The sequence below is a fragment of the Acrocarpospora sp. B8E8 genome, assembly GCF_039871605.1.
Lineage (GTDB): Bacteria > Actinomycetota > Actinomycetes > Streptosporangiales > Streptosporangiaceae > Acrocarpospora > Acrocarpospora macrocephala.
In genome coordinates this window covers 16,930-42,482 of the sequence record NZ_JBDPLV010000056.1, presented here as the reverse complement: position 1 = coordinate 42,482, position 25,553 = coordinate 16,930, and the positions used below count along the sequence as shown (strand labels likewise).

Annotated in this window: 33 protein-coding genes; 29 read left to right on the top strand and 4 right to left on the bottom strand. The window is 67.8% G+C overall.

The features are described from left to right. Window positions 1-11 precede the first annotated feature (11 nt). Window positions 12-662 carry a helix-turn-helix domain-containing protein gene (locus ABGB08_RS39020; RefSeq protein ID WP_347601269.1) on the bottom strand — a complete coding sequence of 217 codons (651 nt, stop codon included), beginning with the start codon at window positions 660-662 and terminating at the stop codon, window positions 12-14. 57 nt (window positions 663-719) lie between these two features. Between ABGB08_RS39020 and ABGB08_RS39015 the strand changes: the two genes are divergently transcribed. The 9 genes from ABGB08_RS39015 to ABGB08_RS38975 are packed head-to-tail and all read left to right on the top strand — an operon-like array spanning window position 720 to window position 7,193. Further along, window positions 720-1,217, top strand: a complete 498-nt coding sequence (locus tag ABGB08_RS39015; RefSeq protein ID WP_347601267.1) for a helix-turn-helix domain-containing protein — start codon at window positions 720-722, stop codon at window positions 1,215-1,217. A gap of 2 nt (window positions 1,218-1,219) precedes the next feature. Then, window positions 1,220-3,472, top strand: coding sequence for a terminase family protein (locus tag ABGB08_RS39010; RefSeq protein WP_347601265.1), 2,253 nt, complete (start codon window positions 1,220-1,222; stop codon window positions 3,470-3,472). Window positions 3,473-3,501: 29 nt separating this feature from the next. Further along, a complete protein-coding gene (locus ABGB08_RS39005; protein ID WP_347601410.1) occupies window positions 3,502-3,813 on the top strand; it encodes a DUF2829 domain-containing protein in 312 nt (103 codons plus the stop codon). Continuing rightward, window positions 3,813-4,262, top strand: a complete 450-nt coding sequence (locus ABGB08_RS39000) for a hypothetical protein (RefSeq protein WP_347601263.1) — start codon at window positions 3,813-3,815, stop codon at window positions 4,260-4,262. The genes ABGB08_RS39005 and ABGB08_RS39000 overlap by 1 nt, the downstream gene beginning before the upstream one ends. Next, window positions 4,262-4,675 (top strand): hypothetical protein, encoded by a 414-nt coding sequence (locus ABGB08_RS38995; protein WP_347601261.1) that lies wholly within the window; start codon window positions 4,262-4,264, stop codon window positions 4,673-4,675. The genes ABGB08_RS39000 and ABGB08_RS38995 overlap by 1 nt, the downstream gene beginning before the upstream one ends. Then, entirely contained in the window at window positions 4,675-4,893 is a 219-nt protein-coding gene (locus ABGB08_RS38990) for a hypothetical protein (protein ID WP_347601259.1), read from the top strand. The genes ABGB08_RS38995 and ABGB08_RS38990 overlap by 1 nt, the downstream gene beginning before the upstream one ends. Beyond that, window positions 4,894-5,358: a hypothetical protein gene (locus ABGB08_RS38985; protein WP_347601257.1), complete on the top strand. Its 465-nt coding sequence runs from the start codon at window positions 4,894-4,896 to the stop codon at window positions 5,356-5,358. Continuing rightward, window positions 5,355-5,561, top strand: coding sequence for a hypothetical protein (locus tag ABGB08_RS38980; RefSeq protein ID WP_347601255.1), 207 nt, complete (start codon window positions 5,355-5,357; stop codon window positions 5,559-5,561). Before ABGB08_RS38985 ends, ABGB08_RS38980 begins: the two co-directional genes overlap by 4 nt. Window positions 5,562-5,597: 36 nt before the next feature. Further along, window positions 5,598-7,193: a phage portal protein gene (locus tag ABGB08_RS38975; RefSeq protein ID WP_347601253.1), complete on the top strand. Its 1,596-nt coding sequence runs from the start codon at window positions 5,598-5,600 to the stop codon at window positions 7,191-7,193. On the opposite strand, the gene ABGB08_RS38970 is transcribed toward ABGB08_RS38975, so the two are convergent. Further along, complete coding sequence (locus ABGB08_RS38970) at window positions 7,137-8,081, bottom strand: hypothetical protein (RefSeq protein WP_347601251.1); 945 nt, start codon at window positions 8,079-8,081, stop codon at window positions 7,137-7,139. The two genes, ABGB08_RS38975 and ABGB08_RS38970, sit on opposite strands and share 57 nt — an antisense overlap. A gap of 103 nt (window positions 8,082-8,184) precedes the next feature. Here ABGB08_RS38970 and ABGB08_RS38965 point away from each other — a divergent pair, with 103 nt between their 5' ends. The 13 genes from ABGB08_RS38965 to ABGB08_RS38905 all read left to right on the top strand — a co-directional run bounded on the left by ABGB08_RS38965 (window position 8,185) and on the right by ABGB08_RS38905 (window position 19,112). Continuing rightward, window positions 8,185-10,392 carry a phage minor capsid protein gene (locus tag ABGB08_RS38965; RefSeq protein ID WP_347601408.1) on the top strand — a complete coding sequence of 736 codons (2,208 nt, stop codon included), beginning with the start codon at window positions 8,185-8,187 and terminating at the stop codon, window positions 10,390-10,392. Then, window positions 10,389-10,526, top strand: a complete 138-nt coding sequence (locus ABGB08_RS38960; RefSeq protein WP_347601249.1) for a hypothetical protein — start codon at window positions 10,389-10,391, stop codon at window positions 10,524-10,526. Before ABGB08_RS38965 ends, ABGB08_RS38960 begins: the two co-directional genes overlap by 4 nt. 209 nt (window positions 10,527-10,735) lie before the next feature. Then, window positions 10,736-11,512: a hypothetical protein gene (locus tag ABGB08_RS38955; protein ID WP_347601247.1), complete on the top strand. Its 777-nt coding sequence runs from the start codon at window positions 10,736-10,738 to the stop codon at window positions 11,510-11,512. 20 nt (window positions 11,513-11,532) lie between these two features. Next, a complete protein-coding gene (locus ABGB08_RS38950) occupies window positions 11,533-12,588 on the top strand; it encodes a major capsid protein (RefSeq protein WP_347601245.1) in 1,056 nt (351 codons plus the stop codon). A gap of 1 nt (window position 12,589) precedes the next feature. Further along, the gene (locus ABGB08_RS38945) at window positions 12,590-12,925 is read left to right on the top strand and encodes a hypothetical protein (RefSeq protein WP_347601243.1); all 336 of its coding nucleotides are present in this window, start codon (window positions 12,590-12,592) and stop codon (window positions 12,923-12,925) included. Then, window positions 12,922-13,530, top strand: a complete 609-nt coding sequence (locus ABGB08_RS38940; protein WP_347601241.1) for a hypothetical protein — start codon at window positions 12,922-12,924, stop codon at window positions 13,528-13,530. The genes ABGB08_RS38945 and ABGB08_RS38940 overlap by 4 nt, the downstream gene beginning before the upstream one ends. Further along, complete coding sequence (locus ABGB08_RS38935) at window positions 13,530-13,874, top strand: hypothetical protein (protein WP_347601239.1); 345 nt, start codon at window positions 13,530-13,532, stop codon at window positions 13,872-13,874. The genes ABGB08_RS38940 and ABGB08_RS38935 overlap by 1 nt, the downstream gene beginning before the upstream one ends. 76 nt (window positions 13,875-13,950) lie before the next feature. Then, on the top strand, window positions 13,951-14,190 hold the full coding sequence (locus ABGB08_RS38930) for a hypothetical protein (RefSeq protein ID WP_347601237.1): 240 nt from the start codon (window positions 13,951-13,953) through the stop codon (window positions 14,188-14,190). Between the two features lie 3 nt (window positions 14,191-14,193). Then, entirely contained in the window at window positions 14,194-14,640 is a 447-nt protein-coding gene (locus tag ABGB08_RS38925; RefSeq protein WP_347601235.1) for a hypothetical protein, read from the top strand. 18 nt (window positions 14,641-14,658) lie between these two features. Then, a complete protein-coding gene (locus ABGB08_RS38920; protein ID WP_347601233.1) occupies window positions 14,659-15,657 on the top strand; it encodes a right-handed parallel beta-helix repeat-containing protein in 999 nt (332 codons plus the stop codon). Between the two features lie 26 nt (window positions 15,658-15,683). Continuing rightward, entirely contained in the window at window positions 15,684-18,104 is a 2,421-nt protein-coding gene (locus ABGB08_RS38915) for a hypothetical protein (RefSeq protein WP_347601231.1), read from the top strand. A 10-nt stretch (window positions 18,105-18,114) separates the two neighbouring features. Beyond that, the gene (locus ABGB08_RS38910; RefSeq protein ID WP_347601229.1) at window positions 18,115-18,792 is read left to right on the top strand and encodes a hypothetical protein; all 678 of its coding nucleotides are present in this window, start codon (window positions 18,115-18,117) and stop codon (window positions 18,790-18,792) included. Then, window positions 18,792-19,112, top strand: a complete 321-nt coding sequence (locus ABGB08_RS38905; protein WP_347601227.1) for a hypothetical protein — start codon at window positions 18,792-18,794, stop codon at window positions 19,110-19,112. Before ABGB08_RS38910 ends, ABGB08_RS38905 begins: the two co-directional genes overlap by 1 nt. A 317-nt stretch (window positions 19,113-19,429) precedes the next feature. Here the strand turns inward: ABGB08_RS38905 and ABGB08_RS38900 are convergent, their stop codons facing one another. Next, window positions 19,430-19,714 (bottom strand): hypothetical protein, encoded by a 285-nt coding sequence (locus tag ABGB08_RS38900; protein WP_347601225.1) that lies wholly within the window; start codon window positions 19,712-19,714, stop codon window positions 19,430-19,432. Next, entirely contained in the window at window positions 19,711-19,875 is a 165-nt protein-coding gene (locus ABGB08_RS38895; RefSeq protein ID WP_347601223.1) for a hypothetical protein, read from the bottom strand. The genes ABGB08_RS38900 and ABGB08_RS38895 overlap by 4 nt, the downstream gene beginning before the upstream one ends. 26 nt (window positions 19,876-19,901) lie before the next feature. Here ABGB08_RS38895 and ABGB08_RS38890 point away from each other — a divergent pair, with 26 nt between their 5' ends. The 7 genes from ABGB08_RS38890 to ABGB08_RS38860 all read left to right on the top strand — a co-directional run bounded on the left by ABGB08_RS38890 (window position 19,902) and on the right by ABGB08_RS38860 (window position 25,541). Next, window positions 19,902-20,336, top strand: coding sequence for a minor capsid protein (locus ABGB08_RS38890; protein ID WP_347601221.1), 435 nt, complete (start codon window positions 19,902-19,904; stop codon window positions 20,334-20,336). Next, window positions 20,333-20,791, top strand: a complete 459-nt coding sequence (locus ABGB08_RS38885; RefSeq protein WP_347601219.1) for a hypothetical protein — start codon at window positions 20,333-20,335, stop codon at window positions 20,789-20,791. Before ABGB08_RS38890 ends, ABGB08_RS38885 begins: the two co-directional genes overlap by 4 nt. Beyond that, complete coding sequence (locus ABGB08_RS38880; protein WP_347601217.1) at window positions 20,791-21,279, top strand: hypothetical protein; 489 nt, start codon at window positions 20,791-20,793, stop codon at window positions 21,277-21,279. The genes ABGB08_RS38885 and ABGB08_RS38880 overlap by 1 nt, the downstream gene beginning before the upstream one ends. 155 nt (window positions 21,280-21,434) lie before the next feature. Next, window positions 21,435-24,392, top strand: a complete 2,958-nt coding sequence (locus ABGB08_RS38875) for a hypothetical protein (protein ID WP_347601215.1) — start codon at window positions 21,435-21,437, stop codon at window positions 24,390-24,392. Window positions 24,393-24,433: 41 nt separating this feature from the next. After that, on the top strand, window positions 24,434-24,676 hold the full coding sequence (locus ABGB08_RS38870; RefSeq protein ID WP_347601213.1) for a hypothetical protein: 243 nt from the start codon (window positions 24,434-24,436) through the stop codon (window positions 24,674-24,676). Beyond that, window positions 24,673-25,098, top strand: coding sequence for a hypothetical protein (locus ABGB08_RS38865; protein WP_347601211.1), 426 nt, complete (start codon window positions 24,673-24,675; stop codon window positions 25,096-25,098). The genes ABGB08_RS38870 and ABGB08_RS38865 overlap by 4 nt, the downstream gene beginning before the upstream one ends. Further along, window positions 25,098-25,541, top strand: a complete 444-nt coding sequence (locus ABGB08_RS38860; RefSeq protein ID WP_347601209.1) for a hypothetical protein — start codon at window positions 25,098-25,100, stop codon at window positions 25,539-25,541. The genes ABGB08_RS38865 and ABGB08_RS38860 overlap by 1 nt, the downstream gene beginning before the upstream one ends. The last annotated feature ends 12 nt before the right edge of the window (window positions 25,542-25,553 follow it).

Here is a 25,553-nt window from a genome sequence, read left to right as displayed (position 1 = left end):
TCTCCTCGCTATCAGTGGGTCAGCGGTCGGATCAACGGGTCGACCTCGTGGTTAAAAAAGGCGTGTTCTCCAGCTCTGTCGCACATGTCGGCCACTTGGAGGTAAAAGTCCAAAGGCATGATGTCGAGCTGGGAAAGTAAGAAGTTGAAACGCTGCGAAAGTGCAGTTAGGACCTGACTTGCTTCTTGGTTCAAGACCGGCATGCCTGGCATAGATGCGACGGGTCGACGAGGCTGGCCGTAGCGGGCACAGTGTGCTGACCGGTTGCGGTTGGCCTGGAACCGTTCGACGGCAGCCGTTGTGTAGAGATAGCCGTGCTGGCACCGCAAGGCGGAGATCCTGCCTTCTACCCGGGCCTTCCGGACTGCGCGATCAGAGATGCCGAGCGCGTGGGCAACGTCAGACGTAGTTCCAACAAGATCCCGCGACAGGATGGCGACGGCATCGGCAACGCCCTCGTCAATGGACGAGGAAGAGCCAAAACGTCCGGGATAGCGGCGTTTGATGTAGCGGCCCACCTGGAGCATTGTTTGCAGTTCGCGACGCGTGCATGTCAGGAGCAGCTGGTGAACGGGCTCGGAAAGGTCCGCCATCAGTGCCTCATAGGCCGAGACCCATCCATAGACAAACCTGCGGATCTCCGCGCGCTCGGTTGAACCCATGCCGCAAGCCTGATGCGCCCCCCAAGCTCGCGTCCACGTTTGGTTCCGGGGGTGAACATGGCCGCCCCCCGCCCCCTCTCCGACGACGACCGCGACCGCATCCGCGAACTCGCCAAACAAGGCCTCTCCTGCAACGCCATCGCGAAAGAACTCGGCCGCGCGCCATCCGTCATCAGCCGCGCCTCCACCAAAATGGGCGTCACCTTCGACCGCTCCCAAACCAAAGCCGCCACCGAAGCCCACGCCCTCGACGCCGCCGCCAAACGCGCCCTCCTATCCAGCCACCTCATCGACGACGCACTCAAAATCCGCGCCCAACTGTGGGAACCATGCGTCGCCTTCAACTTCGGCGGCCGAGACAACACCTACGCCGAGCACAACATGGAGCGGCCCGACTTCGCAGCCCAGGAGAAAATCCTCCGCAGCATGGCCATCGCGGTCGAGAAGAGCCTGCGGCTCACCGACTACGACACCGGCGACGACGCAGCCAAGGTCGGATCTCTCCTCGGGAGCCTGTTCGGGAGCCTGCAGGAGAAGCACGGGACGGGCGACTGAGCGTGCAGGGCATCGACCTGCGCCTCTCGGAGAAGCAGGAAGAGTCGATAGCCCACTCCACCGCCCGCCTGAACATCTGGGCTGGATCTGTGAGGTCGGGGAAGACGATCGCCAGCCTGCTGCGCTGGCTCGTCTTCGTCGCCACAGCCCCGCGCGGCGGCCAGCTGGTCGTGATCGGCAAGACCTTCGACACCGTGTGGCGCAACGTCTTCGGCCCGCTCATGGATCCCGCCATCACCGGCCCCGCAGCCAAGCTGGTCGTCTACACGCGAGGCGCGCCGACGGCGAAGATCCTGGGCCGCAGCATCGAGATCATCACCGCCAACGACAAGACGGCCGAGGGCCGCCTGCGCGGCGGAACGTTCGCGGGCGCGTACGTGGATGAGGCGACGCTGATCCCCGAGGGCTTCTGGGACATGCTCCTGTCGCGGCTGAGTGTGCCGGGCGCGAAGTTGTTCGCCACGACCAACCCGGACTCGCCGGCGCATTGGCTGCGGAAGCGGTTCCTGCTGCGCAAGGGCGTCCTGGACCTGCGCACCTGGCATTTCTCGATCGACGACAACCACGCCTTGGACCCCGCCTACGTCGCCTCGCTGAAGAACGAGTATGTCGGCCTCTGGTACAAGCGGTTCATCAAGGGCGAATGGGTCGCAGCCGAGGGTGCGGTCTACGACATGTGGGACGAGGACGTCCATGTTGTCGACATCGTTCCGCAGATCACGAGCTGGATCGCGCTCGGCATAGACCATGGAACAACAAATCCGCTTCATGCCGGTTTGCTCGGTTTGGGCGTCGATCGCCGGTTGTACATCGTGCGGGACTGGCGCTACGACTCCAAGCTCGCGCACCGCCGGTTGACGGACGTCGAGTACTCGCGCCGCCTGCGGGCCTGGCTCGACACGGTTCCGATCCCGGGCTCGGACGCGAAGGGCGTCCGCCCGATGTTCACCGTCGTCGACCCTGCCGCCGCGCCGTTCAGGACGCAACTGCACGAGGACGGGATCAGCGCGCATCTCGGCGACAACGAAGTACTGCCCGGCATCATGACCGTGGCGTCCCTGCTGGCCACACAGCGGCTGAAGGTCCACAGCAGCTGCAAGGACCTGATCGAGGAATTCCCGGGCTACAGCTGGGACGACAAGAAGACCGCGGAAGGTCACGACGCTCCGATCAAGGTCGACGACCATGGGTGCCTTGTCGCCGGGACCCCGGTCGTGACGGCCGGAGGGGTGCGCCCGATCGAGTCTGTGCGACCGGGTGACCGGGTGCTGACCCGGTCCGGCTGGAAGCCCGTAATTGATGCCGGGATGACCGATCCCGCGGCGACGGTTTATCGGGTGGAAATGTCGGACGGCGGCATTCTCACGGGCACCGGGAATCACCCGGTGTGGGTGGAGGATAAAGGCTGGACCCGTTTGGACGCTTTGCGATATGCGGATAAACTTTCTACATGGGAATCCGCGTTGACCTCATCGTCTTCAATGGCATCAAATTCCGCCGCTATCCAGACTCGCCGAACTGGGCCGAAAGCAGCTATTTCGTTCCCGGGGTTGCCGATAGGCAGCAGGGCGTCAGACGGCTACATGAAGAGATCTGGAAGCGCGAGCGTGGACCCATTCCTGATGGGTGTGAGATTCACCACGTCGATTTCAACCCTCTCAACAATGACCTGGCCAACCTCGCTTGCCTCACCATCGCCGAACACAAGGAAGCGCATCGCGAGCGAGGACGCGAGCGCGCCAGATCTCCCGAGCATCAAGAACACCTGGCGCGCATCCGCCCCTTGGCCGCCGAGTGGCACAGATCCACGGAAGGCCGGGCCTGGCACAGGGAACTGGCCGCGAAGCGCGGTTTCGGCCCTGGCGCGCGGCGTTCTTGCGTCTGCGAGCAATGCGGAGACGATTTCGAGACAACCAACCAGAGCCGGAATGAGCGGTTCTGCTCGAATGCGTGCAAGTCGGCCTGGCGGCGCGCTTCCGGCGTTGACGACGAGGACCGCACCTGTGAGTTCTGCGGGCGCGCCTTCCGCGTCAACAAGTACACACGCGTCCGCTACTGCGGACGTTCGTGTTCTACGAGTCACCGCCATGCCCGGGCGTCAGGCCGTTTGGAATCTGACGGTGGCTGACTGCCCGGAGTATTTCGCCGGTGGAGTTCTCGTGCACAACTGCGACGCGATCCGGTACGCAGCCCACACGACGCGGGCGACCTGGCAATACCAGCTGTGCGAGCCGCAGCTTCTCGTGGCCGCCTGACACCCTCACCCCCCCTGGAGACGCACGTGATGGATTTCAGCGCCGCCCTGATCGACCTCAAGCAGGGCATGAAGATCACCCGCGACGGCTGGAACGCCTCCGGCCAGTACGTCGTCCTCCAGCATGGCTACCCGGACGGCGTCGCGATCAACGCCAACACGGCGAACGCGACGGGCATCCCCGAGGGCACGGTGTGCGCGTTCCGGCCGTACCTGGTGCTGCGGACGGCCGACGGCTCGTTCGTGCCCTGGGCTCCGACCGTGAGCGACGTGCTGGCTGACGACTGGCTCGCGGCGAGCCCCGATGGCGACATCGTGTGGCAGGACGGGACGACCGCCTGATGCCCTACACAAGCCACGGCCACGCCTACGGGATGATCGACACCAGCCAGCCCCGGCCGAATGCGGTAGCCCGATGCGGCGGTCCTCGCATATGCGCGGTCTGCAGCAGGGAGGCGGAGCCCCAGCCGGTCAGCGAGATACCCCCGGGCGACCCCGACCAGCTGGCCTACACCGCCGCCGAGAAGGTCGCCCGCGCCTTTCACCAGGCCTATGAGCGGCTCGCTCCGGACCATGGTTACAAAACGCGGGAGGCCACCGCCGTCCCCTGGGATGACGTGCCCTGGGGGAACAAGCGCCTGATGATCGCGGTCGCGCACACGCTCATCCGGGACGGGGTGATCAGCGTGCCTGAGCAGAAGCCGGAGCCCAAGATCACCGTCAACGTTCAGCCGAAGAGACCCGACCAGCCCGCAGTGATCGTCGTAGCCGATCCCAGGATGCGCGCCTGATGACCCCCGAACAGGCAGCGGACCGGGCCGCCGAGGTACTGACCAAGGCCGAAGACCAGGCGGCGGTATACCCAGAGACGGCGACCGCGCTGGTGGCGGTCGCGGACGGCTGGGTACGGCTCGCGCAGGCACTCCGCACGCCCACCGCCGAGGCCGGGCCCGTTCAGGTCAGGGGCAACGCCGATCCGGCCGCGATCGCTGAGGAACTGCGGTTCGCCCAGCAGGCCACCGCCCCCGGCTCAGACACCTCCGACCCCGCGCCGCTCCGGCTGGACATGGGGGCGGTGTTCGAGATCGACGGCGACCACTTCCAGATCCGCCGCCAGTCGGTCGCCACGCTCCCGAACCCCGAGGGCAGGTACGCGAAACACCTGGACGTCCACCTCGAACTCGTCCAGATCCCGGAGGCGTAATGGCTACCTCCCCAATGCCCGCCGGTTCGGCCCCACTCCCCGTCACCCTCCACATCGGCGGATCCGCCACCCTCGACCTCGGCACCCTCGACGTGCCCATCACCTTCGAGACCACCAGGCACGGACTGCACGCGGACGTCGACAACGACGAACTACCCGGCCGCCTCGCCGACCTGCTCAGACGCGCCGCCGACGAACTGGAAAACCCGGAGAACTGAATGGCCGCCAAGAAAGCCCACCTCGTCATCACACCCGGCAGCCGGTCCGATGTCGTGATCGACGGCCAGCGACTCACCGGCGTACGGGGGATCAACCTCACCGCCAGCGTGCACGAGAAGCCGCAGCTCAGCCTCGACCTCGTCATCCGCGAAGTCGAAATCGACGGCGAATTCCACATCGAGGTGCCCGACAAGACCCGCGCCGCGCTCATCACGCTCGGCTGGACGCCGCCCGACCAGGCCATCGGCTACGAGATCATCCGGACCACCCGGGAAGGCGATCAGCCCGAGCACACCGTCCACGGACCCGACCCCGTCGCCACCGACCCGGATGAGGCGCGCGCCCGGTTCGCCGACGGCGCGCACGCCCGCGAGTGGGAACGGCTCGTCCTGTGCAAGCTGGTCGCCATCAACCCTGACGACCTGGCCCCGGCCGAGTCCTACGTTCCGGAACCACGCGAGTGATCAGCCGCCTCCGCTGCCACCTCATCCGCGAGGTGGCCGCCCTCGTCCGAGACGTGCGCGCCGAACTGGCCCAGTTCGACCAGGACCCCGCACCCCAGCCAGCTGAGACCGGGATCGCGGGCAGCCTCACCATCGCCGACACCCAGCACGCCTACCAAGACGAGCCGCACGAGCTCCGCCTGGGCTTTCACCGCGAGTACTGACCCCGCGGCCCGCGACCACCCCAGACAGGAGGTCGCGTGCCCCTCCCCGACGGCGGAACCCCCTGGCCACCCCCCAACCTCACCCCGGTCCTCGACAAAATCACCGAATGGGCGACTTGGTACGGAGGCGATCCGCACCACCTCGCCGTCTACTACGGCGGCGAGACCGACGGCGCATTCGACTCCGTCTCCCGAGCCCGCCTCAACCGGCCCTCCCAGTACCGCGGCGGCGCACAAGGCGCACTCGCGCGCTGGTGGTGGGGACAGCCCGTTCCCGTCGGCGAACGCCGCACCAAGGTGCACGTGCCGCTCGCAGGCGACATCGCATCCATTTCGGCCGACCTGCTGTTCTCCGAGCCGCCCACCTTCACCGTTGACGACCCAGCCACCCAGGCCGCCCTCGACGAATTCGTGGACGAAGGCCTGCAGGCCACCCTCCTCGAAGGGGCCGAACTCTGCTCGGCGCTCGGCGGCGTCTACCTGCGCAACTGCTGGGACGCCGACATCCGGGACCGGCCATGGATCGACGTCGTCCACGCCGACGCCGCCGTCCCCGAATGGCGGTGGGGGAAACTCCAGGCCGCGACCTTCTGGCGGGTCCTGCACGAAGACGATCACATCGTGGTCCGCCACCTGGAACGGCACGAGAAAGGCGCCATCTTCCACGGCGTCTACGAAGGCACCGCCGACAAGCTCGGCCACCTCATCCCGCTGACCGAGTACGCCGAGACGGCCGCGCTCGCCGACGTCGTCATCGACGGCAACCGGGTCGAGACGGGCATCGACATGCTCACCTGCGGCTACGTCCCCAACGTGAGACCGAACCGGCTCTGGCGCAATCTGCCCGCCGCCGCCAACCTCGGCCGCAGCGACTACGCCGGATCCGAAGGCCTCATGGACTCCCTCGACGAGACCTACAGCAGCCTCATGCGGGACGTACGGATCGGCAAGGGCCGCCTGGTGGTCCCGGACAGCTACCTGCAAAACCTCGGCCCTGGCCAGGGCGCACTGTTCCAGGACCGCGAGGTCTACCAGTCATTCCAGGGCCTGCCGAAGGAAGGCCTGGACATCCAGAAGTTCCAGTTCGACATCCGCGTCGAGCAGCACCTGGCGACCAGTCAGGACCTGGTGGTCCAGATCGTCCGCTCCTCCGGGTACTCGGCCCAGTCGTTCGGCCTGACCGGCGAAGTGGCGATGACCGCTACGGAGGCGAAAGCCAAGGAACGCCGGTCGTTCATCACCCGCGACAAGAAGATCAACTACTGGTTGCCGGAACTGGCCGACCGCGTCGAAGCCCACCTCCACCTGGCCGCGGCCATCTTCGGCGCCGAGATCGCCCCGCAACGGCCGAAGATCACCTTCGGGGACACCGTGTCCGAGGACACCAAGAGCCTCGCCGAGACCGCCGAACTGCTGTTCCGCGCGCAGGCCGCCTCCACCCGCGAACGGGTACGGCTCGTGCACCCCGAATGGGACGACGTCGCCATCGACAAGGAAGTCGAGGCGATCAAGGAGGAGAACGAAGAGCCGCCCCTAGTGGGCGACCCGTTCGCGATCCAGCCCGGCCCGCCCGCCCTAGAGCCTCCCGCTGGCGATGAGGAGCCGCCGGACGACGGCCCGCCCGAAGAGTAGGAATCCCGCGCCCCCACCTCCCTGGTAGCCAGTCATGCCCGCTTGAATTGGCACAGCGTGGACCAGGCGCAGCTCGGCAACGGCAGGGACGCGGCCGGGCAACCTTTCACCCGAAGGAAATAGTTCGCCGGGGAGGTTGGCATGCCCGCCGACCCGGACCTCCTCGACGCCATCGCCGGATCGCTCGCCGACCTCTACCGCGACCTCGAAGCCGCGCTCATCAAGACGATCGCCTACCGCCTCGGTCGCGACCTGCCCACCGAGAAGCAGGCCGCCAAACTCGGCGGAATCCAGCAGCTCGGCAAGGCCGTCCAGACCCTGATCAAGCGCCTGGCCGGCAAGAAAGGGCCAGCTGCCCGCGCGATGGTGTCCGAGGCGTACAACGCGGGCTGGACCTCCGCGCTGGCCGACCTGCACGGCAACAAGGCGCTCGTCGCCAAGGCCGTGAAGGCGATCCCGAACGCGGCCGCGATTGAGCGGGTCGCCGGGGCGGTGTACGCCGACCTCGGTCGGGTCGAGGCCAACATCCTCCGCTCCGCGCAAGACGCGTACCGGGAAGTCCAGGCCGCCGGCGCCGCCCGGATCCTCGCCGGGACCTCCACGCGGCGTCAGGCGTCGCAGGCGATGTGGCAGCGCCTGGTTGACCAGGGGATCGTGTCGTTCACCGATACGGCCGGGCGCCGGTGGCAGCTTTCGTCCTACGTGGAGATGGTCGCGCGTACCGCGTCCGCACGGGCGGCCGTACAGGCTCAGCAGGACCGGCTGGCCGCTATCGACCACGACCTCGTCATCGTCTCCGACCACCTGGGCGAATGCGCTTTGTGCCGCCCGGTCGAGGGCGCTGTGTTGTCGATCGGCGGGCCGACTGGGGACATCGAAGTCGAGCATGCGACTCGCGATGACGAGATGGTGACGGTCCACGTTGCCGCGACAGTAGAGGAGGCAAGGCAGTTGGGGCTTTTCCACCCCAACTGCCGATTACCGCCACTCCCTGTCCATTTACCTGCCGGGCGTCACCAAGGCGCCAACGAAGACCGCCGACCCCGAGGGCGACCGGGCCCGCCAGCGGCAGCGGGCGATCGAACGCAAGATCCGCCAGTACAAGGAACGCGAGCTCGCGGCCCTCACCCCGGAGGCGAAGGCCGCGGCCAAGGTCAAGGTCAAGCAGTGGCAGAGCATCATGCGCGACCACCTCAAGGCCAACCCGAAACTCAAGCGGCAGAGCCACCGCGAGGCCATCGGCGCCGGAAGCATCCCGCGCGTGCCGAGCGACTCCCAGGTCGCGCCGGTCGCCGACATCACTCCCGGGCCGGTGCAGCAGGTCCTGGACTTGGATGTCGATCGGGCGCGCGCCCGGCGCGAGCAGTTGGCGGCGGAGCGGGCAGAGCGGCGGCGGCTTGAGGAGCAGGCGCGGACTCAGGCCGCCGCTCTGGAAGCAGAGCGACAGAAGGCCGAGCAGGCTGCCGAGCGCCAGCGCGTCCTGGCCGAGGCGGAGAAGGCCCGCCTGGAATCCGAGGAAGCCGCCCGCGTCCTGGCCGAACGCGAAGCCGCGGAGCGGGCCGCCGAGGAAGAGCGGCTCCGGGTCGAAGCCGAAGCTGCCGAGGCGGAGCGCGTCCGACTGGAGGCCGAGCGGCAGCAGGCGGACCGGGAAGCCGAAGAGGCCGAGCGTGAACGGCAGCGACTGCTAAAGGAGCAGGCCGCCGAACAGGCGCGCCGCGACGCCGAAGCCCAGGCCGAACTGGAGCGGCTGGAAGCCGAACGCCAAGAGGCGGAACGCCGAGCCGAGGAAGAACGCGCCCGAGCCGAAGAGGAAGCACGCCGCGCCGAGCAGGACCGGCTCACAGCCGAAGCCGCCGCGCGCGCCGCGGCCACCGTGCCGAACGGCGACTTCAGCAGCCTCCGCCAGATCGGGCCCCAGGGCGGCTCCAACCCGGGCGGCCTGTACGAGGCGCCCGACGGCACCCGCTGGTACGTCAAGACCCAGAAGTCCGAGCTTCACGCCGCGAACGAGATCGCTGCCGCGCGCCTGTACACCGCCGCCGGCATCCTCGCCCCCGAGATCCACGCGGGCCGCGGCGCGCCTGGCCTGCCCGACGGGCCGCAGGCCGCCAGCCGTGTCATCGAAGGCCGGGAAGCCTCTCCGGACGAGCTCCGCGCACCCGCCCGCGAGGGCTTCGGGCTCGATGCGTGGCTGGCCAACTGGGACGTCGCCGGGTTGACGTTCGACAACATGCTGCTCGCGGACGACGGCAGCGTGGTTCGGATCGACACCGGCGGCTCGCTTCTCTTCCGGGCGCAGGGCGAGCCGAAGGGCGACAAGTTCGGCAACACGGTCAACGAGTGGCTCACCCTCCGCGACCGTGAACAAGCCGAGCAGGCCGCGCAGCTGTTCGGCGGCCTCACCCCGGCCGAACAGGAAACGGCGCTCAAGCGGGTCGAGCAGGTGCCCCCTGGCGAAATCCGCCGAATCGTGCGCGAGTCCGGCCTGCCCGACAGCGTCGCCGACACCCTCATCGCCCGCCGCACCGACCTCCTCAAGCGCCTCACAAGCGTCAAGGCGGCGGCGAAACGACAGCGTGCCTACGACAAGGCCATCAAGACGGCAGCCACAGGCGACGACGCCCTCAACGTCATCCCGAGGCGGCTCGCCCTCCGCCACCCGTACAAACTCGAACCCGCACCCCCATGGGCCGACGACCACATCAGGGAGAGCGAGAAAGCGCTCGACTGGTACCGCAACAGCGGCTACCAGAACATCAACGCGTGGTTGCGCGCCGACGACCCCGACCACCCACAAGTCGACGCCATCGACCGCGCCATGGACAGCTCGCAGACCACCCGGGACGCCCTGGTGTACCGCGGCATCCAAAACCCGTACGTGGTGTTCGGGGCGGGCTGGAACGACGTCGACGTCTCCGGCCTCGAATGGGTCGAAAAAGCCTACGGATCCAGCTCGGCCGACGTCCGTGTGGCGGAGAACTTCGCCGAGAGCCCCGGCCTGATCATGCGGATCCTGGCACCGAAAGGCTCCAAAGCCATCCGCCTGTCCGACATGGTCGGTCCCGACCGGGTGCCGTTCAGCATCGAAGAGGAGGCCGAGTTGCTGAACGGTCGCGGGATTCACTATCGCGTGGTAGCGGACCGCGGTTACGATGCGGAAGGTAGGCGTCACATAGACGTGGAGGTGATCGCCCCATGAGCACGAACGCTCCCGAGCCAGAGCTCACCGGCGAGCCCACGTCCATCCGGGACCGGTGGCGTGACGCCGAGCAGCAGCCGGTGGAGATCCTGGTTGTGCCGGAGCAGCCGGTCGAGAACTGGATCGAACCCTAGCTTCCGCACCCCTGAAGGCCCGCCTTGAGCGGGCCTTTTTCATGCCCGGAGCCCGCCGTCGCGCGGTCTCGCAAAGGCCCGGCCCGCAACCCCCATGCGGACCGGGCCTTTCGCATGCCCTGACGCATGCCCCTTTGATCTTCGCCGCGCAACGCGGCGGACCCCTTGCCCGAAACGGGCGACCTCTGATCCCGAAACGGGAGACGCACATGCACATCGACCTGCCCATCCACCCGTACACCCGCCTCCAGGCCATCGGCGTACTGCCGTCCGGCCGCGTGATCTGGCCCGTCATGGGCGGATCCGGAGAAGGCGACGGTGGAGGCGAAACCGGCGGCACGGAAACCGAAACGGGAACCGGCGGCGCCGACACCAGCACCACCACGGACACCGGCACTGGCCCCGCCGACCAGGGCGGCACGGCCACCGACGGCAAGCCCGAAACGGGCAAGGCGAAGGACGGCGACGACGAACTGGCCAAATGGCGGGCACTGTCCAAGCAGAACGAGGACCGAGCCAAGGAGAACAAGAAGGCACTCGACGCGGCGACCAAGAAGAACCAGGACACCTTCGACGCCATCGCCCAGGCCCTCGGCCTCAAGAAGGGCGAGCAGGTCGACCCGGCCAAGCAGATCGAACTGCTGACCGGAGATCTCGGCAAAACCCAAGCCGACCTACGCTCAGCCCGCGTCGAACTGGCCGTCTACAAGGCCGCCGGCAAGAACGGCGGCGACGCCGACGCGCTGCTCGACTCTCGCGGCTTCCTCAACGCCGTCGCCGAACTGGACCCGGCTGAGAAGGACTTCACCGCCGCCGTCGCCGAGGCGATCAAGACGGCCGTCAAGGACAACCCCAAGCTCGCCGCCACCCAGCCCACGCCCCCGGCCAAAAAGTCCGGCAGCGACGGCATGAACGGCGCAGCCGGCACCGGCCCCCGCAAGCCCGTGGGCCTCGCAGGCGCGATCAAAGCCCACTACAACACCTGACCCGCACGAGGAGGACACCCGTGCCCATCACGCTGGCCCAGGCGCAGATCAACGCCCGGTCCCAAATCGACCACGCCGTGATCGACAACTTCCGCCGCTACTCCTACGTCCTGGACCGGATCGTCTGGGACGACACCGCAACCCCCGGCACGGGCGGCGCCGCTCTCTCCTACGGCTTCACGCTGCTCACCGAGCCCCGCACCGCCGAATTCCGCGCACTCAACCAGGAGTACACGGCCGGTTCCGCCGTCCGCGAGCAGCGGTCGGTCAACCTCAAGCCGTGGGGCGGTTCGTTCACCGTCGACCGGGTCCTCTCGGACCTGGGCCCGGCGCAGACCAACGAGGTCATGTTCCAGATGCAGCAGCTCCTCACCAGCACGCGGGCCCGCGCCCAGGAGGAGATCATCAACGGCGACACCGCCGTCAATGCCAACGGTTTCGACGGCTTGGACAAGCTGCTCACGGGAAGCAGCACCGAGTACATTCCGGGCGGCTCGGCCATGTACGCCGACTGGAGCGCGGCGACCGTCAACACCCAGGCTCTCGCGAACTCCCGCCTGGACGAGATCGACGAGTGGCTGGCTTCGATCGTCCCGTCCACCGTGGGCGGCGGTGACCAGGGCGAGCCCGGCGCGCTGCCGCCCGGCGAGAAGGCGATCCTGGGCAACACCCGCAGCATCGCCCGGTTCCGTGCGCTGGCCCGCTGGGCGTCGATGTACACCTCCGAGAAGGACGAGCTCGGGCGGCTCATCGAGCGCTACGGCGACTGGGTGCTGGTCAACATCGGCGACAAGTCCGACGGCAGCGCCCCGATCATCCCGATCGAGTCCCGCGACCCGGACGGCGGAGGCGGAGGCGGCACCATCACCAACCTTACCGACCTGTACGCCGTCACCTTCGGGCTGGATACCCTGCACGGCGCCACCATGGCCGGCAAGCCGCTGGTGCGGACCTGGCTGCCCGACTTCTCCACCTCCGGCGCGGTCAAGTCCGGCGAGGTCGAGATGGGGCCCGGCGCCCTGGTCGTCCGCAACACCAAGGGCTGCGGCGTGTTTCGCGGCGCAAAGGTGGCCTGACATGGCCTTCTACAAGATCACCGCGCCCGACCGGAAGTACACCGGCGAGGTCGGCGGCATCGGCTTCTACAAGGGCGTCGCCGAATGCGTCGACGGCGGCACCCACTCCGCAGGGCTCAACTACTGCCGCCGCAAGGGCTACACCGTCGAGGCCCTGGACGGCCCGGCGGCGGACCAGGAGCCGCAGGACAGCGGGGACGGCAGGCCTGCGAAGTCGGCCGCAAAGACCGCCTGGGTCAAGTACGCGGTCGCGCGTGGCGTGCCCGCCGAGGAGGCCGAGAAGTCCACCCGGGACCAGCTCGCCGAGCGGTTCGCATCTGAAGGAGACGACCAGTGACCGTTCACGGCCGGTATACCGGCATCCTCCGCGACGACCTGTCCTACGCGTTCGACATGGACGCGCAGGACTTCCCCGGCGTCGACTTCTCCGACGGCCTCTACCGGGCCAACATGCGCCGGATCCAGGCGATGAGCAACGCCGCGGCGTTGACCACGCAGGTCATGACCTCGGTGCCGCTTTTTCTCCGGGCCGGTGACGTGGTCACCAGCCTGACCACGATGAGCGCCACCACGGCGGCGAACACGCCGACCAACTACTGGTACGCGCTGTACAACCCGAGCGGCGCGCTGCTGAGGCAGACCGCAGACCAGGAAGACGACGCCTGGGTTGCCAACACCGTCAAGACGCTGGCGCTGACCGCTCCGGTCACGATCGCCACGACCGGCTGGCATCGGGTGGGAATCATGGTGAAGGCGACCGCGGTCCCGACTCTCGCGGGCGTGACCCTGCACCATGCCAACCTGTCGGCGTTGATGGTCACCGGGTCGGGCGAACTGGTCCTGTCCGGCACCTCCAACGGGTCGTCGCTGACGGACACCGCGCCGTCCACTCTCGGCGCGCTGACCGCGATCGCTGGCGTTCCGTACGTGGTGGCCACCTAATGGCCCGCACTCTGATCGCCCCTACCGCGCTCACCCTCGCGGGCATCGACCCGGGCGACGTCGACGTCGCGGCGGAACTGACGGACGGCAACTCCTTCGCGTGGCGCGAGGGAGTGATCTTCTACTGCCTCAACGGGGACGACGCCGCGCTCACGCTCACGTTCCCTACTCCGGTCACCGTCGGCTCCGGCGCGCTGGCCGTCGCCGATTCGACGGTGACGATCCCGGCCGGGGAGTACCGGCTGATCAAGGGCTTCGGGCCGGAGCACCGGCAGGCGGACGGGACGGTGCACGTCAACTACGCGGGGACCACCCCGACCGGCGTGATGGTCGCGGTCTTCTGACCCACGTACTCGCGGGCGGGCGTGGGCGTGAGGGTGCGCGCCCGCCCGCGAACAACCTCAAGAAAGGGCGAGGCCGATGGCCCAGCTGAGACTACGGCGCACCCGCGACGGCGTGCTGCGCATCGACGGCGACATCCCGAACGACCACTACTTCTCGGCCGGGTGGATCGCCGAACGCATCGCCGCGGGCGAGGGCGAGGTCACCTTCACCCTGCAGACCGAGGGCGGCCCCATCACGTGGCGACTGGCCGGTCTGGAGAACGAGGACGGGCAGTCGGCGCCGACCTCCTGGCATGTCACCCGGGACGGTGAGTGACCGATGGGGAACATCGTCTTCAATCAGTCGCTCGGCCGGGTCGCCTACGACATGACCCTGCCCGGCACCAACGACGCCCTCATCATCGTGCCCATCGAGGCGAGCGGCATCGAAGCCGACAACACGCTGCGCGACTACGACGACCTGGGTGCGCTGCTGGCGGCGGCGAACAACGAGCAAAGCACCATGGGCCGCAAAACCGTCACGTCGGTCACGGTCACGGTGAACGACACCGACAACAGGGTCGAGGTCGACATCGCCGACCAGACCTGGGTGGCCGCGTCGGGCAACGAGATCGCCGCGCTGCTGTTCTGCTACGACAACGACACCACCGGCGGCACGGACACGAACATCCGCCCGCTGACCAAGCATGACTTCTCCGCCATCCCGGATGGGTCTGACCTTACGGCGACCATCACGGACTTCTTCCGCGCCACCAGCGCAGCCTGAGCAGCCTGAAAGGCGACAATGCCGAACCTTCCCCGCGTCCTGGTCGCCATCGGCCTGGTCCTCGCCGCCGTCGCCGTCCCGCTTCCGGCGCACGCGGACAGCCCGTGCCCTGAGGCGACCGTCACCGTGGACACGCCCGCCGAGCTCGGGGCGGCGCTGGCCGTCGCGGTGCCGGGTGACGTGATCCACGTCGCGGACGGCATCTACGCCAACGGCTGGACGGCTTCCACGCCCGGCACGGAGGCGGAGCCGATCTGGCTATGCGGCGGCCCCGGCGCGGTTCTGGCCGACGACGGGATCACCAGCGGCTACGGCCTGCATCTGGTCGGCGCGGATTGGTGGCATCTGTACGGCTTCACGGTCACGAACGCCCAAAAGGGCGTGATCGTGGACGGGTCCGCGCACGTCACGGTCGAGGGCCTGGCCGTACACGGCGTGGGCGACGAGGGAATCCACCTGCGCACCTTCACCACCGACAGCCTGGTCACCGGCAACGTGGTGTTCGACACGGGTAACCGCAGGGAGAAGTTCGGCGAGGGCGTCTACATCGGCAGCTCCGACGCGAACTGGGGCGTGCTCACTGGTGGCCAGCCTGACGCGTCGGACCGCAACACCGTCACAGGCAACACCATCTACGACGTCACCGCCGAAGCCATCGACATCAAGGAAGGCACCTCGGACGGGATCGTGTCGGGCAACTCCTTCGACGGGTCGGGCCAGACCGAAGAGGGCGCGGACAGCTGGGTGGACGTGAAGGGCAACGGCTGGCTGATCATCGGCAACGAGGGGCACGACAGCCTGCTCGACGGCTTCCAGACCCACCACCGCAACCTGACCAAGAACGGGCTCGGTAACTGGGGCCTGAACAACACCTTCACCGACAACGTGGCGGACGTGCAGGGACCGGGCAGAGGCTTCTACGTCCACGACCCTGCCACGACCGGCAACGTCGTGTACTGCGGCAACACCGTCACCGGCGCGCTGCTCGGCTTCGCCAACGTCGCCTGCGCTCCCTGAGACGCCCACCGGCCTGGGGGTGACTGATGGCCCGGCTATGGCAGTGCGGTTTCGAACTCGGCACCCTGTCCGCCAACGTCGAGATCACCGCCACGCTGGGCACCACGGCGCTCTCCACGACGACGGTGCGAACGGGGTCGCGGGCGCTACGGATCGCCACAACCAACACCACCAGTTCCGTCCGGTATCACGTCTTCAGCAGCAACCAGGCGGTCGCAGGCTTCCAGCGGGTCTATCTGTTCGTCGCGAGCCTGCCATCTGCGACGACGTACATCTGCCGGTTCCTGGATACCGCCAACAGCTCCACCGGTTCGATCCGGCTCACCACCGCCGGGCGTCTGCAGCTCATGACGGCCAACGGCAACCAGATCGGATCCGACTCCGACATTCTGGCCACCAACACCTGGTACATGGTGGAGCTCGGCACCGACGCGACAGGATCGGGGACTCTGGAAGGCCGTCTCGACGGCGTCAGTTTTGCCTCCGGGGCGAACAGCAGCCAGGGCGATTGGGCGCGGATCACCCTGGGCGTCATCACCACCAACGCCACAGCCGACCTGTTTTTCGACGACTGGGCGATCAACGACGCCTCCGGCTCGGCACAAAACTCGTGGCCCGGGCCTGGCGGCATCCTCCACCTGATCCCGAACGGGGACGGGGACAGCCACGGCTGGTCCAACACCTCCAACGCGGCAGGGTCGGCGAACAATTACCAGCTCGTCGACGAGTCTCCCCCGAACGACACCACCGACCTGGTGCAGACCGGCACGCCCGACGCCACCGACATGTACGCGTTGGCCGACTCCGGCATCGGGGCGTCGGACACGGTTAGCGTGGTCGCGGTCGGGTTGCGCTTGAGGAACAACACGGCCGACCCCACGGCGGCGGTCCGCACGCAGATCGAGAAGACCTCCGCCGGGACGATTGCCCAGGGTTCCGCGATCGTCTCGAACTCGACCGCGTTCGCGACCAACTCGCCCGTCGAGCCGCGAAACTACTCCCTGGTTACCTACGCCGACCCCGACGGGGCCGCGTGGACACAGGCGACGCTGGACAGTGCGCAGGCCGGGGTCAAGCTGACCGTCGCGAACGCCCAGCGCATCCAGGTCACAGCCCTGTGGGTGTCCGTCGATTACACGCCCAACGTCGGCGGCGGCGAAACCATCGTCGACCTCGACCCCGCCCTGGAGTCCGACACCGCCCTCGCGCTCGGCAGGCTGAAGACCAAGACCACCCCGCCGGCGGCTGAGCTCGAGACCGCCGCCGCCCTCGGCACGGCCAAGACGCGCGCCCTGACCGCAGCCAGCGAGACCGGTACGGCGCAGCCGCTCGGCCGCGCCAAGACCGCGAACCTCACCCTGGCCAGCAGCAGCGAGACTGCGCAGGAACTCGGCCGGACCAAAACCAGCCAACTCGGGACGGCCATCGAAACCGACGAGGCCATAGAGGTCACCGTCGGCGGCGACACGACGCTGGCATTAAGCCCCGCCATTGAGGTCGAGACCGCCGCCAGCCTCGGCCGCCACAAGACCCTCGCCCTGACCCCGGCCGTGGAGACCGGCACCCCGCAGACGCTGGGAGCAGCGAAGGCCCGCGCGGTGACGGCAGCGCAGGAGACCGGCACGGCCCTCGCGCTCGGCCGAACCAAGACAACCACTCTGGTCACGGCCGCCGAGGTCGGCACGGCCCAACCGCTCGGCCGGACGAAGACCGTCGCGCTCAGCCCCGCAGCCGAAACCGGCACCGCACAGCCCTTCGGTCGCGCCAAGACCCTCGCGGTCGCCGCCGCAGGGGAGACGGATGCGGCGATCACCCTCGCCCGCGCCAAGACCACCGCGGTGGCCGCCGCCGCGGAGAACGACACCGCGCACGCGCTGGGCGTCGCCAAGAACCTCGGCCTCCCGGCAGCCGGCGCGACCGAGGCCGCCCAGGCGCTCAGCCACGCGAAGACCAAGCAAATCAGCGCTGCGGCCGAGACCGACCAGGCCGTCTCCCTCGGCCCGGCCGGTCCCGTCATCGCGGTCGAGGCGGCCGTCGAGAGCGACACCGCCCAGGCCGTCACACGAGCCAAGACGCGGATGCTCGCGCCGAGCATCGAGCTCGATGCTGCGGTGCTACTGGCCCGGATCAAGACCCGGCCGCTCACGCTGGCCGCCGAGACGGGCACAGCTGTGGTCCTGCCACGGGGTAAGGCCCGGGCACTGGCCGCCGCCGCCGAACTCGACAGCGCGGGAACCTTCGGCCGGGCCAAGCGGCGCCCGCTCGGCACAGCGATCGAGGTCGACACCGCGGTGCCGATCCTCTCCACCGGCGGCGCGACCCCAGTGGCGCCGGGCGTCCTCACCCCGGCCACTGTCGCCCCGTCCCTGACGGCGACGTCAGCTGGCCCCGAACTGGTGGCCAGCGCGGTCGGCGCGGCTGTGCTGGTCGCCACCACCAGTCCATAGGAGGTGACGCATGCCGGACGCTGGAGACCCCCAGATCGCCTCGCTGACGATCGACCCCGGCGACGGCACCACGGCAGCTGTCCTGACCGTGCGTGCCCCGGACGGAACCACCAGTACGCCGTCGGTGTCGATCAGCGGCAGCGACGGCACCCGCACCGCGTCGGCCGCCGTCACCTATCCGGTGGCGGGGCTCTACGTGCTGTCGTGGTCGGTCACGGGCACGGGCGCGGGGGTCGAGCATCAGCAGGTGCCGGTCGGCCCGGCGCTGGCCACCACGCTGGGCCGCTCCTATGCGACGACCACGGACCTGGCGAACAAGCTGCAGAAGGCTCCGCCGTTGAACGCGCCGGTCCTGCTGGAGCGCGCCTCCCGGCTGGTGGAGGAGAAGCTGCTGTGTGCGATCTACGACACCGACGACGACGGCCTGCCGACCGACGCGGCCGTGGCGGACGCGATGATGCGGGCCACGGTGGAGCAGGTGGCGGCGTGGTCGCCGATCGGCGAGGACGGCACCGGGGTGACCGACCACTACGGCAGCGTCAAGCTCGGCTCGGCCTCGCTCAGTCGGGGCAGCGGTTCCAGTGGCGGCTCCGATAAGGGCTCGGTCGCGGAGGAGCTCGCCCCGCAGGCGTTGATGATCCTGCAGCAGGCGGGCCTGACCGGCTTCGGCCCGGGGATGCCGTACTAATGGCGGGCCTGCCGGAGTTTCTGCTGGTGCATGAGGTGAGCGTGGAGCCGTTCGCGGGCGCGGGGGCGTTCGGCGACACCTTCGGCCCGGCTGTCACGCGGTCCGGGTTCATGGAGGAGAAGCGGCGGAAGATCCGCGACAAGAACGGCGCTGAGGTCGTCTCCAACAGCACCTTCTACACGCAGCTCGACCACGTCGCGGACTTTCCGGTCGGCTCGCGGGTGACGTACGCGGGGCGCGCGTCCACGGTCCTTGAGGCCAAGCGCCACGACGGCGGCGGGCTGCCCCTGCCCTCGCATCTGGAGGTGCTCCTTCAGTGACTAAGCGAGCCACGGTGAAATGGAACGGCCCGAAGGTGAAGGCGGCCGAGCGGAAGGGCGCGGCGCGGGGGCTGAAGCTCGCAGTCGAGCATCTGCTGCAGGTGTCGCGGGAAATCGTGCCACTGGAAGAAGGGACGCTGTCCCGATCGGGAGTCGCGTCCGTGGACGAAGGAGGTTTGAGGGGTGCCGTAACTTACGGCACCCCCTACCATCCGCCGTCCGACAGCATGAAGAGCTGGACTTTCAGCACGACGAGCCGAGACGAGCCAAGTACTTGGAGGAGCCTCTCGCCACCGAGGACGGGACGATGCGGGAGATCATTCGCGCCCAGATTCGGCGGAGCCTGAGGACGTAGCCCGCGCTGCGTCGAGTAGGGCTCGCATGTCGGCGACGGCGTGCTGGAGGAACTCGGCGACCGCGCGGCCTTCAGCTGCGTCCGCAACGTCTACCGGACTGGATGGCGTGAGGTCGGTCAGCACCCAGGCGGGCCCGACCTTGAGCCAGTCGCCGTAGTACTCCGCCGCGTGCTCCTCGGCCGTCTCTGACCAGTCGATTCCTTCGACCGCTTCAAGGCGTCGCGCGATCTCGTCCAGGGTGCTCACCCGCCCAGTGTCGCACCAGCCGGGCAGCTGAAGGCGTGCACGACGATACGCGACGGGGAGACGCGCCGCAGGATCGGCACGCCCCGGTCGAGCCGTGCACCGCACCGCGTACAGCGGATACGGCGGCCGAACCAGTGCTGCCACCACCTCATCGCGTACATGGCCGCCATTGTCGCAGGAGGTGGTCGTGGCCACCCTTTTGGAGGAGTTCGCCGCCCTCGCCGACCTGCTCGGCCTCGGCATCTACAACGCGGACGGCTCCGTCGGCGGGGACATCTTCCTCTCTCGCGTCCCGGACGCCCCAGACCGGGTGCTGATCATCAGCCGCTACGGCGGCGATGAGAGCAGCCTCGCCGACGACTACGACGAGCCCAGGCTGCAGTTCCGCACGCGCGGGCCCGCCGACGACGTACGCGACGCCGAGCAGTGGGCCGAGCAGGTCTACGACGCCTTCCACGGGCTCGGCATGCGTGAACTGCCGGGCGGCACCTGGCTGCAGCTCATGGTCGGCCTCCAGTCCGGCCCCATCTGGATCGGCCAGGACAAGAACGACCGCCCTGAATACACCGTCAATTTCCGGGCTGAGGTCAGCCGGGCCAGTACGAACAGGAGCAACCCTTGAGCCAGGTGAAGATCAACGCCCGCGACATCATCATCGAGGTCGAATCCGCCACCCCCGACACCTTCCTCGGCATCGAAAACCTCGCCAGCGCCGTCATCAACAAGAGCGAGAACGAAGAAACCGTCGACACCACCGACTACGACAGCCAGGGCGTCTACGAGCAGGAGGTCATGCAGCGCGGTGCCAGCATGGAGCTGGAGGGCATGGCGAAGAAGGACCGCCTGACCGGCTCCCTGCAGCCCGGCCGGGCGCGGGTGGAGGAGATGGCCGGGGAGGACAAGGTCGGCTACGACAGCCTCGGCCGGATCCGCTTCCGCCACCCGATGGACACCGAGTGGAAGATCTGGAACTGCACGTTCAGCCTCGGCGAGCAGGGCGGCGCCAGCAACGACAAGACCAGCTGGTCGGCCACCATCACCAAGAGCGGCCCGACGACCACGGCGGCGGTCGCCTGATGACCGACGAGATCTACGACGAGGAACTGCTGGACGACAACGCGCCCGAGGAGTCGCACGAGACCTGGGACTCCTTCTGGGCTGAGGTCAAGGCCAAGCAGGGCAAGCCAAGGACCGAGGTCATTCGCGGCGTCGCCGTCACCGTCCCGCACAGCCTGCCGCTCAAGTACGACCGGCTCATCGAGCAGGTCAGCGATTCGGAGGACGCCAAGCCCGCCCTCGCCATGCTCTTCGGAGCCGATGTGCTGGACGCCTGGGTTGAGGCCGGGATGGAGGCCGAGGAGTTCCAGGTCGTCCTGCTCTGGGGCACCCTCAACGGCAAAGGCAAGAAGAGCAGCTTCCGTGAGGCGTACGAGCAGTATCTGGAACTGCAGGCCAGCCAGGGAAAAGCCGCGAGCTCAGCCACGAGGAACGGCAGATCCGCCGCCACTGGGGCGCGATCGAGGCGGACTTCCGGCGCGAGTACGGCTACACGCCGGAAGAAATAGCCGACCTCTCCTTCCGCGAGTTCGGGGTGAAGCTGGCCTGTCTGTCACCCGAAGCCGTGTTCCGCAGGCTGACCGCGAATGAGCCGGTAGAGCTGCGCGGCGAGGAAGCCCGCGCCTTCATCGGCAACCTGTAGGCGCGCGGGAGGTGAACTCCCGTGGCTGCTTTGACGGTTGGCGAGCTCGTCGCCTACGCCTCTGTAGACGACGACCAGTTCGAGCGCGGCCTGGGCGGCATCCACCGCCAGCTCAAGGAAACGGCCCGCCTGGCCGACTCCCAACTCGGCGGCAAGGTCGGCGATGCGCTGAAGAAGGCCGGCGGGTTCGCGCTAGGCGCGGGCAAGAGCGTGCTCGGCCTGGTGGGCAACCTGGCCAAGGTCGGCTTGGTCGCGGGTGGCCTGTTCGCCGCCGCGCAGGGTGCGGGCGCTCTGGTGGCTGGGCTCGCTCCGGCGGTCGGCCTGGTGGCCGCGCTGCCTGCCGCGTTTCTTCTAGCGAAGGCCGCGAGCGCAACCCTCAAGATCGCGTTCGAGGGGCTGGCCAAGGAGCTGGAGCGCTTCAAGCCCGCGTGGGATGGGCTGAAGGCCTCCGTCCAGCAGGCGTTCCTGGGGCCGCTCAAGGGCGAGTTGGACGCCACCGCGAAGGTTCTGCTGGGGCCGCTCAAGCAGGGCATGACCGGCGTCAGCGGCGAATTCGGACGGCTGGCCGTCGATGTCGCGAAATTCGGGCAGTCCCGCAGTGCGGTCGATCTGGTTCGAGGCGTATTCGGCACCCTCAAAACCGAGATCGGGTCCATCCAGTCCGGCACTTTGCAGAAGCTGCTGGAAGCGATATCGAATTTCGCCAAGTCGACACTCCCCGCTTTCAAGGGTCTCGGTGCCGGAATCGATGGCGCGGCGAAATCCTTCACGGATTGGCTGAACGCGGCGACGGCTGCCGGGAAGCCGATGGAGTGGATTCAATCCGCTCTCGACGTCCTGGCCAAGCTGGGCTCGGTCTTCTCCGATATCGGCGGCATCGTTTCCAGCGTCATGGGGGCGATGGAGAAGGCGGGCGTTTCCGCGCTCGGCCCGATCGGAATGCTGCTCGGCAAGGTCAACGAATTCTTCGCTTCGGCGCGGGGTCAAGACGTTCTCGTCAAGATCTTTCAGTCGCTCGGAAAAGTAGTAGACGCGCTTTGGCCCATTTTTGAGGAACTCGCCTCAGCCGCCGCTCTCGTGGCACCCGTGATCGCCGACGTGGCCGCCGCGCTAGGTCCCGGGATAGCCGCCCTCATAAAGGCGCTGGGTCCTGCCCTGGCCGCGATTGGTCCCGGCCTGGTGGCCATAGCTGACGCGATGGCGAAAGCCTTCGCTGACCCGATCGTCGCGTCGTCGCTGCTTCTGCTCGGTCAAGCAATAGCCGGACTGCTAAAAGGCTTCGCACCGCTTATTCCCGTCCTGGTGAAAATCGGAGCCGCCTTAGTAGGCGGGCTCTCGAAAGCGATTCTCGCCATCACGCCGCACCTACCGGATCTAGTAGCCGCTTTTGGCGAACTGCTTTTGACCATGATCCCGCTGATTGACCCGGTCGTGGATCTGGTTATTGCACTGACGCCACTCATTCCAGTGATGACCGACCTGATCAAGATCACGACGGAGATTTCGAAGATCCTGGTAACGGTTCTGGTGTGGGCCATAAAAGGCGTCACAGATCAAGTCCGGCGATGGGTCAACGACTTCCGCGCCAGCTGGGATCAGGGCAAAGCGATAGTCCTCGGATTTGTCGACAAGGTCAAATCCATTCTCGCCTGGTTCGGCGAATTGCCGGGCCTGCTCGGGAAATGGGTAGGTCAAGCCAAAACCGCCGCCACCGACAAATTCGGCCAACTCGTCGAATGGGTTAAAAAGCTACCGGAAAAAATAGTCGGCGCACTAGGCGACCTCGGAAAGATGCTACTCAAGGTCGGAAAAGACGCGATCCAAGGACTTATAAACGGGATCAAGTCGAAGGCCGCCGAGGTCTCCAAGGTCGTGACATCCCTACTCAGGGGCGACGTCCTCGGCGCGGCCGCAACGGCGATCGAGGCGCACTCTCCCAGCCGGGCGATGCAGCGCCTCGGCGTGTGGACCGTCGACGGGTTCATCCTCGGCATCACCGGCAGCCAGGAACGCATGCGCACCACCGTGACGAACCTGGTCACCCTGGTGAAGGACGCGTTCAAGGCCGCACCCGGCGGGGGCGACCACCTCGTCAACTGGGTGAAAGCCAACACCGACGTCCTCGGCCAGCTCGCGGACCGGCGCGAACAGCTGATCAAGAGGATCGCCGACGCCAAGGCCTACGCCACCCAGATCGCCGGGCAGGCCGCCGACTTCGCGGCGATCACCACGATCGACCTGGGTGAGGGCTCCGGCATCGGCGACCTCACCACCGGCCTCGCGAACCGGCTCGCCTCGATCCGCGACTTCGCGAAGAACATCAAGGAGTTGGCGGCTCGCGGGTTGAACAAGACGATCCTCAAGCAGATCATCGACGCCGGTCCGGAGAAGGGCGGCACCCTCGCCGACATGCTCGTCGGGGCGTCCGGCGCGGACCTGAAGGCCATCAACCGGGCGCAGACGCAGATCGACAAGATCAGCAAAACGCTCGGCAAAACGGCAGCTGACGCCCTCTACGACACCGGCAAGCAGGCCGGGCAAGGCTTCTTGGCCGGGCTGAAAGGCCAGCTCAAGCAGATGGAAGGGGCGATGGCCGCCATCGCCCGCGCGGTCGTGGCGGCAGCCAAGAAGGAGCTCGCTTCACACAGCCCCAGCCGCGTGTTCATGGGGATCGGCAAGGACACCCTGCTCGGCTTCCAGTTGGGCATCAAGTCGCTGGCCGCGACGACCATCGGCGCGGTAGCCGGCGTGATGGGCAAGGCCGTCAACGCCGCCTCAGGCATGCAGATCGGCATGCCGAAGGCGCAGATCCTGCAACCGATGAACGGACCGACCGCAGCTCCAGCTGGTCCCGGGTTTGTGGAGGGCTCGCAGGGCGGCGTGACGGTGAACATGTACGGCACGACGGTCCGTGAGGAGGCCGACATTCAGCGGGTCGGCGCGACGTTCGCGTTCGAGGTCCTCGCAGCACGCGGCTGACCGCCGCTTCCACCACCCAACGTACGAGAGGCGGTTTCCGCATGCCCGAAGAGCCCCGAGAGCTGACCTTCCGGGAGAAGTGCCTGACGCTCCAGTACAACACCGGCAAGTCGCGGCCGGTCCGTAAGGAGCCGCTGGACGAGAACAACCGGCGGATGCGGGTGGTCACGAAGCCGACCACCTCGTCCACCACGGCTACGGTCACCAACCGGTCCGACAAGCGGGGCGACCATCAGGACGTTGAGGTCAACGTCGGCATGATCGACGCGCGGAGGCCTCGGTGAGCGCGCGGATCAAGGCGAGGCGGGCGTCCGAGGAGTCGGAGATGCTCACCGTCGTCGCCGACATGCAGGACAAGCTGAAGGCCGCCAAAGCAGCGGCGGACGCGGATCCGAGCCCGGAGAACCTGGCCGCGAAGCAGGCGGCGATGGACGAGGTCGCTGAGTTCAGGTCGTGGGTGCGCGGGGTGGCCAGGATCCGGAAGCTCCGCGACCTCCTGGCTGGCCCGAAGCTCCCCGAGGAGAAGCGGGAGAAGCACGGCGAGGAGCTCGCGTCCTTGGAGGGGCGGTTCGGTGAGTTCCTGGCCGAGCTCGACCAGCTCAAGGCCAGCGCGGGACCTCTGCCGCTGCCGCCAGGATCGGTTGAAGCGAACCCGAAGCCCGCGAGGTCGCGCACGAAGGTGAACAACCCGGGGGGTGGTGGCTGATGGCGTGGAGCGCCCCCGGGCTTTTCGTGGTCACGCAGCTGGCCGTGTTCACTGGCGCGCTGACGACCCTCAACTGGGGTGCCGAGGATCACAAGTTCGCGTTCTGGGGGGACGTCACCCCGAACTACGGCACCGACACGGCGTACGGCAGCGCCCCGTGGAACTCGGGGGAGTCGTCGGGTGCGGGCTACTCGGCGGGTGGCGTGCTGCTGCTCGGCACCACCATGACCCACGTGTCCGGGTCGATCAAGTTCGACGCCGACAACATCGAACTGGCCGACTCCACGATCACGTCCCAGGGCGGCATCGGCTACGCGGACGCCCTCGCCAACCAACTCCTTTTCGGGGTCTGGTGGGGCGAGGAACTGGAGACCCAGGACGGCCTCTTTTTGGTCACCTGGGACTCGTTGGGGATCGCCGTGCAAGACCTGACCCCGGCGTAGGAGGGCAGGTCA

Excerpts from the sequence above, each read along its gene's own strand:
- ABGB08_RS39020 (WP_347601269.1), bottom strand. The coding sequence starts at position 662 with ATGGGTTCAACCGAGCGCGCGGAGATCCGCAGGTTTGTCTATGGATGG.
- ABGB08_RS39015 (WP_347601267.1), top strand. The coding sequence starts at position 720 with ATGGCCGCCCCCCGCCCCCTCTCCGACGACGACCGCGACCGCATCCGC.
- ABGB08_RS39005 (WP_347601410.1), top strand. The coding sequence starts at position 3,502 with ATGGATTTCAGCGCCGCCCTGATCGACCTCAAGCAGGGCATGAAGATC.
- ABGB08_RS39000 (WP_347601263.1), top strand. The coding sequence starts at position 3,813 with ATGCCCTACACAAGCCACGGCCACGCCTACGGGATGATCGACACCAGC.
- ABGB08_RS38995 (WP_347601261.1), top strand. The coding sequence starts at position 4,262 with ATGACCCCCGAACAGGCAGCGGACCGGGCCGCCGAGGTACTGACCAAG.
- ABGB08_RS38990 (WP_347601259.1), top strand. The coding sequence starts at position 4,675 with ATGGCTACCTCCCCAATGCCCGCCGGTTCGGCCCCACTCCCCGTCACC.
- ABGB08_RS38985 (WP_347601257.1), top strand. The coding sequence starts at position 4,894 with ATGGCCGCCAAGAAAGCCCACCTCGTCATCACACCCGGCAGCCGGTCC.
- ABGB08_RS38970 (WP_347601251.1), bottom strand. The coding sequence starts at position 8,081 with ATGCTCGACTTCGATGTCCCCAGTCGGCCCGCCGATCGACAACACAGC.
- ABGB08_RS38960 (WP_347601249.1), top strand. The coding sequence starts at position 10,389 with ATGAGCACGAACGCTCCCGAGCCAGAGCTCACCGGCGAGCCCACGTCC.
- ABGB08_RS38955 (WP_347601247.1), top strand. The coding sequence starts at position 10,736 with ATGCACATCGACCTGCCCATCCACCCGTACACCCGCCTCCAGGCCATC.
- ABGB08_RS38945 (WP_347601243.1), top strand. The coding sequence starts at position 12,590 with ATGGCCTTCTACAAGATCACCGCGCCCGACCGGAAGTACACCGGCGAG.
- ABGB08_RS38935 (WP_347601239.1), top strand. The coding sequence starts at position 13,530 with ATGGCCCGCACTCTGATCGCCCCTACCGCGCTCACCCTCGCGGGCATC.
- ABGB08_RS38930 (WP_347601237.1), top strand. The coding sequence starts at position 13,951 with ATGGCCCAGCTGAGACTACGGCGCACCCGCGACGGCGTGCTGCGCATC.
- ABGB08_RS38925 (WP_347601235.1), top strand. The coding sequence starts at position 14,194 with ATGGGGAACATCGTCTTCAATCAGTCGCTCGGCCGGGTCGCCTACGAC.
- ABGB08_RS38920 (WP_347601233.1), top strand. The coding sequence starts at position 14,659 with ATGCCGAACCTTCCCCGCGTCCTGGTCGCCATCGGCCTGGTCCTCGCC.
- ABGB08_RS38915 (WP_347601231.1), top strand. The coding sequence starts at position 15,684 with ATGGCCCGGCTATGGCAGTGCGGTTTCGAACTCGGCACCCTGTCCGCC.
- ABGB08_RS38910 (WP_347601229.1), top strand. The coding sequence starts at position 18,115 with ATGCCGGACGCTGGAGACCCCCAGATCGCCTCGCTGACGATCGACCCC.
- ABGB08_RS38905 (WP_347601227.1), top strand. The coding sequence starts at position 18,792 with ATGGCGGGCCTGCCGGAGTTTCTGCTGGTGCATGAGGTGAGCGTGGAG.
- ABGB08_RS38895 (WP_347601223.1), bottom strand. The coding sequence starts at position 19,875 with ATGTACGCGATGAGGTGGTGGCAGCACTGGTTCGGCCGCCGTATCCGC.
- ABGB08_RS38880 (WP_347601217.1), top strand. The coding sequence starts at position 20,791 with ATGACCGACGAGATCTACGACGAGGAACTGCTGGACGACAACGCGCCC.
- ABGB08_RS38870 (WP_347601213.1), top strand. The coding sequence starts at position 24,434 with ATGCCCGAAGAGCCCCGAGAGCTGACCTTCCGGGAGAAGTGCCTGACG.
- ABGB08_RS38860 (WP_347601209.1), top strand. The coding sequence starts at position 25,098 with ATGGCGTGGAGCGCCCCCGGGCTTTTCGTGGTCACGCAGCTGGCCGTG.